The sequence below is a fragment of the Pseudofrankia coriaricola genome (genome assembly GCF_001854805.1).
Classification (GTDB): domain Bacteria; phylum Actinomycetota; class Actinomycetes; order Frankiales; family Frankiaceae; genus Pseudofrankia.
Window position 1 is genome coordinate 39,044 of the sequence record NZ_MBLO01000039.1, and the last position, 10,793, is coordinate 49,836.

The 10,793-nt window shown below is 71.8% G+C and carries 8 protein-coding genes; 6 read left to right on the forward strand and 2 right to left on the reverse strand.

The features are described 5' to 3' along the window. Positions 1-105: 105 nt before the first annotated feature. On the forward strand, positions 106-951 hold the full coding sequence (locus BCD48_RS08385) for a LuxR C-terminal-related transcriptional regulator (protein ID WP_071047748.1): 846 nt from the start codon (positions 106-108) through the stop codon (positions 949-951). 181 nt (positions 952-1,132) lie between these two features. Further along, positions 1,133-3,478, forward strand: coding sequence for a CoA transferase (locus BCD48_RS08390; RefSeq protein ID WP_083418328.1), 2,346 nt, complete (start codon positions 1,133-1,135; stop codon positions 3,476-3,478). Between the two features lie 369 nt (positions 3,479-3,847). Here the strand turns inward: BCD48_RS08390 and BCD48_RS08395 are convergent, their stop codons facing one another. Beyond that, on the reverse strand, positions 3,848-5,020 hold the full coding sequence (locus tag BCD48_RS08395) for an NAD(P)/FAD-dependent oxidoreductase (RefSeq protein ID WP_071047749.1): 1,173 nt from the start codon (positions 5,018-5,020) through the stop codon (positions 3,848-3,850). 540 nt (positions 5,021-5,560) lie between these two features. Here BCD48_RS08395 and BCD48_RS08400 point away from each other — a divergent pair. The 4 genes from BCD48_RS08400 (at position 5,561) to BCD48_RS08415 (ending at position 10,578) form a co-directional block, all read left to right on the forward strand. Further along, positions 5,561-6,340, forward strand: coding sequence for an SDR family oxidoreductase (locus BCD48_RS08400; protein ID WP_071047750.1), 780 nt, complete (start codon positions 5,561-5,563; stop codon positions 6,338-6,340). A gap of 313 nt (positions 6,341-6,653) precedes the next feature. After that, the gene (locus BCD48_RS08405; RefSeq protein WP_071047751.1) at positions 6,654-8,528 is read left to right on the forward strand and encodes a class I SAM-dependent methyltransferase; all 1,875 of its coding nucleotides are present in this window, start codon (positions 6,654-6,656) and stop codon (positions 8,526-8,528) included. A 123-nt stretch (positions 8,529-8,651) separates the two neighbouring features. After that, on the forward strand, positions 8,652-8,861 hold the full coding sequence (locus tag BCD48_RS08410; protein WP_083418330.1) for an NfeD C-terminal domain-containing protein: 210 nt from the start codon (positions 8,652-8,654) through the stop codon (positions 8,859-8,861). A 223-nt stretch (positions 8,862-9,084) separates the two neighbouring features. After that, complete coding sequence (locus tag BCD48_RS08415) at positions 9,085-10,578, forward strand: SPFH domain-containing protein (RefSeq protein ID WP_116271456.1); 1,494 nt, start codon at positions 9,085-9,087, stop codon at positions 10,576-10,578. A gap of 84 nt (positions 10,579-10,662) precedes the next feature. Here BCD48_RS08415 and BCD48_RS45710 read toward each other — a convergent pair. After that, positions 10,663-10,793, reverse strand: a 131-nt coding sequence (locus BCD48_RS45710; RefSeq protein WP_157910451.1) for an IS3 family transposase, incomplete at its 5' end; no start/stop codon positions are given.

Here is a 10,793-nt window from a genome sequence, read left to right on the forward strand (position 1 = left end):
GGCACGGGTCGTCGACCAGCTTCAGGAAATGGGGGAACTCCTGGTCGCCACGCTCGTCGAGATCCCGTCGGTGGGTGGCCTGGGGGGTTGTTGAGGAGAGCAACAATGGCATCTGAGCCGTCTGACTGTGCCGAGGCTGACGAGTTTCTCGCCAAGGTGACGTCCCGGTTGAGGGAGCGTTTCGACGCCGATATCGCCCTTGCCGGGCGCGTCCATCCCCGCACCAGGATGCTGACCATACGATGCGCCGACGGTGCACGAACGGACCAATATCTGGGGGCGACCGCGGCGCCGGATCAGGGTATTGGCGGTCGGGTCGTCGCCCTGGGCCGGCACGTGGTGACCGCGAGCAGAGACGGGCGCGCACATGCCGATGCCGCCGGTCAGAGCCTGGCGGACTGCCACGAGGGCATCCGTTCCGTGCTCGCTGTTCCGCTGCGGTTGGACGGCCGCTTGATGTTTGTCTTCTACCTGGCCTGGCGCGCAGGCAGGCCAATGGAAGCTGTGGCGACGAACGCCGCTTTGTCGTTCGCGCGGCAGGTGGAGTCCTTCGCCGCCCAGGCCGCCAGGACGCACGGGATCGACGTCCCGCAGCGGTGGAACGTGGACTCGCGGGTGCTGCTCCAGATCGACAGCGAGCTGGAACGACTGACCCTCGAGGTCTCAGCCCCGCCCGCCCGAGCAAGGATCGCCGCTATCCGGAACCTGCTCGAGGACAGCGTCCTGGAGTCGATGGCTGGGGCGGAGGAGGCGACGGTCGCGCTTACCCGGCGCGAGCTGGACGTCCTGGGGCTGGTGGCCGAAGGGCTGTCCAACGCCGAGACCGCGGAGCGGCTGGTGGTGAGCCCGGAGACGGTCAAGGCCTACCTGCGCACCATCCGGAGCAAGCTCGGAGTGCGTAACCGGACCGCGGCCGTGGCCGTGGCCCGAAGGTCCGGCCTGTTGCAGTGACACGGCGCCGCCGCGCCGCCGCGCCGTCGTCGCCGTTCCCGCGCCCCGGTCGCCTGTTTGCCTGGCGTCTGGGCGGCGGTGGCCTTATGAAGGTGGAAAGGGCATCGTCCCCGCCCCGGGGGCTCATCAAGACCGGACGGGCGGCGAGCCGTCCTGGGCGACCTGATGGCGGTGAGCTGACATGACTGCGCGGCCCGATCCCGATCCCGATCTCTTAGCAACGGCCGAGGCGCCGGCTGGCCGTCCACTGGCCGGCCTTCGCGTGGCCGAATGGTCCCGCTCCATCGCCGGCGGTTATGCCGGCCGGACGCTCCACGATGCCGGCGCGCACGTGACCCGCCTCGGTGACCCGGGCGCGTCGTCGCTCAGGCCGGCGCTCAGCGGCTACCTGCATCTCGGCAAGGTCGACCAGCCCGGCACCCTGGCCGACGTCGCCGCGCTCGCCGCCGACATCGTCATCCTGGAGCTTCCCGACGCGCCCGACGAGGAGTTCCTCGCGGGATTCGGCGACGCGGCCGTCGTAGTGATCACCCCCTGGGGCCTGCGCGGGCCGTGGGCCGGTACCGGCCGGCCGTGGAGCGAACTGACGATCCAGGCCGAGTCCGGCTCGCTGTCCATGCGCGGGCTGCCGGGCCGGCCCCCGCTCATGACCGGCAGCTCCGAGGGCCTCTGGGTCACGGGCACGATGGCCGCGGCGGCCGCCGTCGCCGCCGTCCAGGGCGGCCGCGCCCACCGGCTGGTCGACGCCCCGCTGCTGGAGGTCACCGCATACGCCACCAACCTCTTCCAGGACGTCGGCGCCGCTATCACGGGTGCCTCGCCGGCGGCACCGCCGTACCGCAACCGGCTGAACCCCTCGGTGGAGCCGGCCTCGGACGGCTGGGTCGGCTTCAACCTGGCCTCCGCCCAGAACCACGAGGACTTCGTCGTCCTGATCGAGCGCGCCGACTGGCTCGGCGACCCGCAGATGACGACGCACTTCGGCCGTTACGAGCGGTATGAGGAGTTCACCGCCGCGGTGCGGGCCTGGACCACGCGGCACACCGTCGCCGAGGTGGTCGAGCAGGCATCCGCCTTCCGGATCCCGTGCGCGCCGGTGCACAACGGCCGGACGATCCTGGCGGACCCGCACGTCATCGACCGCGGCTTCTACCAGCCGAACGCGCACGACCCCGGCTTCCTGGAGCCGGCACCGCCGTTCCTGTTCGACGGCGTCCGGCCGCGGCGCGACAAGGAGTCACCGCCCGAGGCGCGGGTGGCGACGAAGACGGGGGCGGGGGCCGGCGTGCCGGACGACGCCCTCCCGTTCGCCGGCCTGCGCGTGCTCGACCTCGGCACCTGGTGGGTCGGTGGCTTCGTCGGTACCGCGCTCGGCGCGCTCGGCGCGGACGTGCTCAAGGTGGAGAGCACGCGGCGCGTCGACGGCGCCCGCCTGGTCGGCCCCGCCCCCGCGACCCAGGACCACTGGTGGGAGCAGGGCGCCTTCTACCTGGGCGGGAACAGCGACAAGCGCGGCATCACCGTCGACTTCTCCGTGCCCGCCGGCCGGGAGCTGCTGGCGCGGCTGATCGCCGGGGCCGACGTGCTGATCGAGAACTACTCGCCGCGGGTGCTCGAGTCGGCTGGGCTCGGCTGGGACGCCGTCCACGAGCTCAACCCGCGGCTGGTCATGCTCCGGATGCCCGCGTTCGGGCTGACGGGGCCGCGCCGGTCGATGATCGGCTACGCGCAGACCGTCGAACAGTTCTCCGGTCTGTGCTGGCGGACCGGCTACCCGGACGCCGCCCCGCACAACCCCAGCGGCCCCGCCGACCCGATGGCCGCGGCCAACTCGCTTCTCGCGCTCTCGTCGGCGCTGTTCACCGCCCGTCGGACGGGCAGGGGAACGCTCGTCGAGTCACCGTTGGCCGAGGCCGCGCTGGTGATGGCCAGCGAGCAGGTCCTCGCGTGGACCTCCGAGGGCGTTCTGCTGGAACGGCTCGGCAACCGGGACGCCGTCGCGGCCCCGCAGGGCGTGTTCCCGACGGCCGAACCCGACCGGTGGGTTGCCCTCACTGTCGCGGATGACGAGCAGTGGCAGGCGCTCGCCGGGCTGATGGACCCCGGCCGCCGGGCCACCGGGGACCCGGAGCTCGCGACCGCCGACGGGCGGCGGGCGCGGGCCGACGAGCTCGAGAAGCGGATCGCCGCGTGGACTGCCGGGCAGGAACGCGGGGCACTCGTCGAGCGGCTGCTCGCGGCGGGCATCCCGGCGGGCGAGGTCCGGGACGGCCGGTTCGTCCACGACCACCCGCACCTGGCGGCACGCGGCTTCTACCGGTTGGTCGAGCTGCCGTGGGCGGGAAGCATCCCGCTGCCGCTGCTGCCGGTCCGCGCCTTCTCCGGCGGCTGGGCGCACCGCCGCAGGCCGCCGACGCTCGGCGAGCACAACGCCGAGGTGCTCGGCACCGAGCTGGGCCTCGACGAGGCGCGGCTCGCTGAACTCGCGGCGGACGGCATCATCGGAACGGTGCCTCTAGGCGTCTGAGGCGGTCCGGTGACGGACGCTTCGCGCCCGCCACCGGGCACCGCCTGTCGGGCGCTGAGCCTAACCTCCCAGATCGCTTCGCGATCCGGCAGGAACCCTGCTCCTCGCGTGGTTCCGGGCTGAGGCATATGACGGTGGCCCAACCGGTGTCGGGCCGACGAAGTGGTTGCGTCGACACTGCGCCGAAGCGCCGTCACTATCGGTGGTCGGGTTGCGAGGATAGCTCGCGCAGCTCGCCGCCAGTGAGCGCAGGACGGTGGTCAGTGCTGTGGCGCCGGCTTCGCAGTCGGTTGGCTCGGCGTACTCCACCGGTGAGTGGGAGACACCGGTCGGGTTGCGCACGAACAGCATCCGCTCATCGGACCTGGCCTATCGCATCTCGCCGGCGCCCACGTACGGGTACTGGCTCGTCAGCGGGTTCCCTTCGGCGAAGCGCTCGAGGCGGAAGTCGGCCGCCGGGATGTCCCGGTCGTGGCTGTCACCGTCGAGGACCAGGTCGGCCATCAGGGTGCCGACCGCCGGGCTGATCTTGAAGCCGTGGCCGGAGAAGCCGGCCGCGAGGAACAGCCCGTCCGCGCCGGCCGGCGCGATGACCGGGTTCCAGTCGGGTGTGACGTCGTAGCAGCCGGCGTACGTATGGGCCACGGCCGGCTCTGGGAACTTGTCGAAGCGGTGCAGCACCTTCTCGGCCGCCCGCTCCAGCCCGGCCTCGCCGGCCTGGTTGGAGTAGTCGTCCGGGTCGGCGAACGTCGGCTGGCTGTGGTCGCTGTTGCCGACCAGCAGCTCGCCCGAGCCCTCGATGCGCGCGTACTGCAGGCTGACCAGGTCGGAGAGCACCGGCAGGTCCCGCAGCGGCTCGCCGGCGTCGACGACCAGCAGCTCCGAGCGCAGCGACTGGACGGGCAGGTCGACACCGACGCCGGCCATCAGCGTTCTCGACCACCAGCCCGCGGCCACGACGACGACGTCGGCGTCGACCACCTCGCCGACGGCGAGCTCGACGCCGGTCACCCTGTCCCTGCGGGTCAGGATGCGCGTCACGGGCGTGCCCTGCCGGATGCGGGCGCCGCCGTCGCGGGCCTCGAGGCCGAAATGGTTCGCGAGCTGCGAGGCGTCGGCGTACCCGCCGCGGGGCTCGTAGGCGAAGGCCGCGAGGTCGTCGAGGCGCAGGTACGGCCACAGCCCGGCCGCCCGGTCGTGGGAGATCATCTCCGCGTTGATCCCGAGCCCCTGGTGGGTCTCGGTGTTGGCGCGTAGCGGTTCCACGTTCTCGGTGCCCACGGCGACCAGGTAGCCGACCTGCCGGAACCCGACGGCCTCGCCGAGCTCCTCGAACACCGGCAGGCTGCGCCAGGCCATCGCGGCGATGGACGGCACGCCGTAGTGGCACCGCACGATGCCGCTGGACTTGCCGGTCCCGCCGCTGGCCAGCGTCGCCCGTTCGAGTACGAGCACGTCGCGCACCCCGCGCGCGATCAGGGCACGGGCGATCGCGAGACCGATCAGCCCCCCACCGACGATCACGATACGCCCGCCGGCCACGACACCCTCCGATCCACCGGGCCGCGAGGCCCGCCACGTCGACGCTAGCCAGTGGCATCCGGAGAGCCTGTGGCCGGTAGCGGAAGAGGGCCGAGGATCACGGGGCCGGTGCCCATTGCCGGCGTCGATGCGGTCCGCGCCGGCCGCCAGGTCCGCTGATCGGCACCGGCGGTGTCCACCGTCGTCCCGCCTGGTCCGCCGGCCCGGCCCACGCCCGGACACGTCACCGTGAGTGCCATCGGATTGCGGTGTCCGGATGGGCGGGGCTGGTGGTGAGGCGTTCCCGGCGTCACTATGTGAAATCCTGACCGCCCGGATCTGGATGACCTTGATGGTGCGGCGGCCCGGCGGGGCGGAGGGCGACTGTGCCGAAGCGGTTCTCGCCCACGCGTTCTGCGCCCCAGGCCGCTCGCCGCGCGACTCGTCAGCTGCCGGCCGATTCCGGCGGGGGCGGAGCGCATCGCGGTGACCGGCGGTTTCCAGGCGACGCTGACCGGCCTTCTCGCCCGCCGGGGCCGAGGCCGGGGGAGAGGAACGAGAATGCTGCTGCGGAACAAGACCACTGTTGTCACCGGGGTAGGGAGTGGTCTGGGCCGGGAGATGGCCACGGCCATGCTCGCCGCCGGCGCGAACGTGGTCGTCGCCGCCCGGTCGGCCGACGGCTTACGCCAGACCGCGAAGGAGCTCGACCCGACGGGTGAGCGGATTCTCGCGCACCCGGCGGATATCTGCGACGAGGAGAGCTGCCAGTCGCTCGTCGCCGCGGCCGTGGACCGCTTCGGCTCGGTCGACGGCGTGGTCCAGGTCGCCGCCTTCGAGGACGCGTTCGGCGGGCTGTTCGACGCGGACCTCACCAAATGGAGCAGGGCCTTCGACACGAATGTCCTCGGCAGTCTCCGGCTGCTGCGAGCCGCCGTCCCGGTCATGAAGGAGCGGGGCGGCGGCTCGGTCGTCCTGGTCGGCAGCCAGTCGGCGTTCAAGGTGGCGATGCCCCAGGCGGGCTATGCGGCGTCGAAGGGCGCCCTGCTGTCGGCGATGTACTACCTCGCCGACGAGCTCGGCCCCGACGGGATCCGCGTGAACACCGTCGTGCCCAGCTGGATGTGGGGGCCCAACGTCCAGCTGTACGTCGACTTCCGTGCCCAGACGGAGGGGAAGACGACCGAGGAGATCCTCGCGGAGATCACCGGCCGTTTCCCCCTGCGCCGCATGACGGAGGACCGCGAGGTGGCCGACACCGCGGTGTTCTTCTGCTCGGACCTCTCCAGGGCTGTCACCGGCCAGTACCTCCTGGTCAACAGCGGCGAGCTGATGCGTTAGTGCCGTCTCCGGCCACGTTTACCCGCCCGGGGCACGGAAGATCGCCGGGACTGTATCCGGATCCGAACTCCAGGCCCTCGCCGGTTCGGATCCGGCTACAGAACCGCTGATCAGGCTCACGGCGTGGGCGATGCCGCGGGCCAGGAGGAGCTGGACAGCACCGCCGGACAGAGCCGCCGAACCGGCCGGGTGAGAGGCGGGCTGGGACGTGCCGGCGACGGCGGTCGGGTGGTGAGAGTGCGTAGGGTGGTGGCCAGGGCCGGTTCGGAGGGGTTCTGTAAGGTCTTGGCTACCTTGCGAGTAGGAGTGCCCCATGCGCCGGTTATTCGCGATGACGACATGTGCCCTGGTGGTGGCGAACGGGGTTCGGCTGCGAGGACGGCTGAAGGAGCTTGCCAGGGCCGCCGAGAGCAACGACCCGGTCGACGCGGCGCACGCCTTTCTCGTCGTGGACGGCGTCGGGCTGCCGGAGGACGCTCGCCGGGCCGCGAGCGCGCACGCGCGGCGCCACGGGCTCGACGTGCTTGACCTCGTGCCGGAGGACCTGGTGTCAGAGCGGGTGCTCGACCTTGCCCGGCTGGTGGACACGTCCCGGTACCGCGCGAACCGCTTCGCGCCCGGCAGGGGAGCAGGCCAGGCGCTTCTCGTCGACCGGGAGGTTCTCGCCCGCGCGAACGTCGAGGAGCGAGACGACTACTCCGCGCTCGAGCTGGCGAAGCTGACGCGCCGGCTCAAGCAGTACGCGCCGTCGACGACCGATCTGGCGGTCGTGCCGGGCCTGACGGCCGCCCCTGACGGTGGCGCGGCGGAACGGGTCCAGCTGCGCGTAGCTGCCTGCCACCACCCCTACCAGGCGATGGCGGTCCTGCCAGCGGCACGCACCGCCGCGGTGGCGGCCTCGTGCCTGGCGAGCCCGGCGTGGGGCCTCGCGGCGCTGGTGGCGACCACCGCGCAGCCGGCCGCGGTCGCCGCCGGGCGGTTCTCCCCGGCGGCTGGCGACATGGTCGCCGTCTCGGCCCGCAGGCTCGCCGGATGGCCGGTGTTCGCCGTCCACACTGCGCGCGCGGCGGCCCAGAAGGCGGCCCTCGCGCGTCGGGAAGGAACGGTGCCCGACTCCGAGGAGCGCCGCCGCCGGGCGCTCTACCAGGAGGAGATCGCCACCGGAGTGGCGACGATGCTCGAGGAACGGCGCGAGTCCTGCCCGTGGTGCGGATCGGTGGCGCTCGTGTCGCGTGCCGAGACCGCCGATATCACCCTGCGCAAGCCCGGCCGCTTCCGGTACGACCAGTGCCGCGACTGCCAGCACGTCTTCCTGAACCCGCGGCTCGCGCCGGCCGGTCTCGACTTCTACTACCGGGACTTCTACGACGGGCTGCAGACGGAACAGATCGAGGGCATGTTCGCCGCGTCCGACCTCGGCTACCGGGCGCGGGCCAAGCTGCTGCCGCCGGAGGCCAAACCGGCCAGCTGGCTCGACGTGGGCGCCGGGTACGGGCACTTCTGCCTCGTCGCGGCCGGGCTGCTGCCCGGCGTCACGTTCGACGCGGTCGACATGGGCCACGGGATCGACGAGGCGGAACGGCGCGGCTGGGTGGGCCGCGCGTACCGGAAGATGTTTCCCGACCTCCTCGACGAGATCGCCGACCGCTACGACGTGATCAGCATGTTCCACTACCTGGAGCACACGCCCGACCCGCGCGCCGAGCTCGACACGGCGGCCGCGGCCCTGCCCGCCGGCGGGCACCTGATCATCGAGGTCCCGCACGCGCAGGGGCCGTCGTTCCGCCTTTTCCGCGGTTTCTGGGTCGGCCTGTGCCCGCCCCAGCACCTGCACCTCATCCCGCCCGACGAGCTCGTCAGGGCGCTCGCCGAACGCGGCCTGCGGACGGTGAAGGTCGATTTCGGCCCGGCGCACATGTTCGGCGACGCCGTCGGAGCGGTCTTCTACCTGGCCCAGAAGCTGCAGCCGGACCCCACCCTGCCCTGGCTGCCCTACGAGGCCACCGCCTGGCGGCGTGCCCGCCGGCTCGCCGCCCAGACGGTCACCGTGCCGCTCTTTCCCCTCGCCGCCGTCGTGGACGCGGTGATGCTGCCGTTCCTGCTGACCGGCCGGCGATCGAACGTCTACCGCGTCGTCGCCCGCAAGGAGCCCGCCGCCCAGCCAGCCGCGCGCGACAAGGCCGCCTGACCGACGCGAACCCGTCAACGCCGGCCTGCGCTGTAACGTCTGGCCGGTAGCGGCTGGCGGGCGGCACCCTTCACGGGTGGGTCGGCGCGGGTCGTGGGCGGCGGTAGTCACCCGGAGGGCCGTATGGCTGACCACGTAGTGATCGGCAAGTCGGGACGGGTGACGGGGAAAATCGCGCCGGGCATAGTCGGTGAGGTCATGCTGCCGGTGCGGGGCGGCTCGGAGGCCTTCCACGCCTATGCCGAGAACGGCGAGGCCACGATCACGGTCGGTTCGCGGGTGCTCGTCGTCGAGTATTTCCCGCCGAGGACCGTGGTGGTCGTACGGCTGTGACAGCCCGCCCCCGGTCTCGGGTTGGCGGCTGAAGACCCTTGTTTTCCGGCGGACATATGTAACAATTCCGCTCCGGAAGCGCCCGCGCGGCTCCTGGTCGGAAACGTCGGTAAGGCTCCGCCCAGTCAGTCCAGAAAGCACTTCCGTGTAGAAGAGGAAACCGGGCGGGCAGGCCGGCCGGCGAGCCCGGACTCGGCCGGCACGCGGGAAACCTGGAGGGGTCGTGCTGCTCATCACCATCGTTGCGGTCGCGGTTGGCGTCCTGTTGGCGGTGGGACTGTTCAAACTGATGTGGCGGGTCGCCGAGCCGAACGAGGCGCTGATTATCTCCGGCCTGCGTGCGCGCAGAGGCCCGGCCGACGCCGTGGCCGAAAGTCTCGGATTCAAGATCGTGACTGGTAAGGGTGTGCTCGTCCTGCCCGGGGTCCAGACGGTCCGCAAGATGTCCCTCGACCTGCGGGCCGCCCAGCTCGGCATCGACTGCGTCACCCAGCAGGGCATTCCGGTCGGCATCCGGGGCGTCGTCATCTTCAAGGTCGGCGACGACTACGTCTCGATCGCGAACGCGGCCCGTCGTTTCCTAGACCAGCAGGACAAGATGGACACCCGGGTGCACAACGTTTTCGCCGGCCACCTGCGGGCCATCGTCGGCCAGCTCACCATCGAGGACCTCATCCGCGACCGCGAGAAGCTGACCCAGCTGACCCGGGCGAGCTCAGGCACCGAGATGGAGAAGCTGGGACTGATCGTCGACTCGCTGCAGATCCAGGAGATCGACGACCCGACGGGCTACATCCACAACCTCGGCCGCCCGCATGTCGCGGCCGTGGCCGCCCAGGCCAGGATCGCCGAGGCCGAGGCCGACCGGCAGGCCGCCGAGCAGGAGCAGATCGCCCTCGCGCTCAAGGCGGAGGCGAGCCGGAACAGCTCGATCAAGCGGTCCGGCTTCCAGGCCGAGGTCGACGAGGCCGCCGCCCGGGCCACCCAGGCCGGCCCGCTGGCCGAAGCCGTCGCCAACCAGCAGGTTGTCGTCGAGCAGACCAAGGTCGCCGAGCTGGAGGCGAACAGGGAGGAGCAGCGGCTGCAGGCCATCGTCCGCAAGCCGGCCGACGCCCGCGCGTACGAGAAGGCCACCCTGGCCCGCGCCGACCGCGACGCCAAGATCAGCTCGGCCGAGGGGGACGCCCGCCAGATCCAGCTGGCCGCCGAGGCCAACGCGACGAGGGTCCGCGCCGAAGCGGGCGCGAAGGCGCAGCAGATCCAGGTTCTGGCGACGGCCGAGGCCGAGTCGACCCGTAAGGCCGGCGAGGCGAGTGCCCACGCCAAGCGGTCAGTCGGCGTGGCCGAGGCGGACGCGCTGCGCGCCCATGGCCTGGCCGAGGCGGAGGCGATCAAGGCGCGCGCCGACGCGCTCGCCGTCAACCAGGACGCCGTCATCGGCCAGGAGCTCGCCCAGCAGTGGCCGGCCATCGTGGAGGCCGCGGCCAAGCCGTTCGGCGCGATCGACCAGCTGATCGTGCTGAACGGGGCGACCGGCCTCTCCGACGCCCTGGCCCAGGCGCTCTCCCAGGGCACGAGTGCCTTCCAGATGGCCCGCACCATGCTCGGCGGCGGCGGCACGCCAGGCCACGCCAGGCCCACCCCGCCGGACAGCGCCGCCCCGCCCCCGCCCGGCAAGCTGAACGGCACACCCGCCACCGGCGAACGCGACCAGTGACCCTACGCCGCTCCGGGTGAGCTTCCCGGGACCGGTGGCCGTCCGGGTTCCTTTGAAGCGTTCCCGATTTAGTAGACAGACGAATTATGCTGCTTCTGTGGCCTTCGTGTCAAATTGCGCCTCGAACTCGGTGGGGGTCAGATAGCCGATGGTCGAATGTAGCCTCCTGCGGTTGTAGTACGTCTCTATGTAGTCGAATACGCCGGCGCGGAGCT

Excerpts from the sequence above, each read along its gene's own strand:
- BCD48_RS08385 (WP_071047748.1), top strand. The coding sequence starts at position 106 with ATGGCATCTGAGCCGTCTGACTGTGCCGAGGCTGACGAGTTTCTCGCC.
- BCD48_RS08390 (WP_083418328.1), top strand. The coding sequence starts at position 1,133 with ATGACTGCGCGGCCCGATCCCGATCCCGATCTCTTAGCAACGGCCGAG.
- BCD48_RS08400 (WP_071047750.1), top strand. The coding sequence starts at position 5,561 with ATGCTGCTGCGGAACAAGACCACTGTTGTCACCGGGGTAGGGAGTGGT.
- BCD48_RS08405 (WP_071047751.1), top strand. The coding sequence starts at position 6,654 with ATGCGCCGGTTATTCGCGATGACGACATGTGCCCTGGTGGTGGCGAAC.
- BCD48_RS08410 (WP_083418330.1), top strand. The coding sequence starts at position 8,652 with ATGGCTGACCACGTAGTGATCGGCAAGTCGGGACGGGTGACGGGGAAA.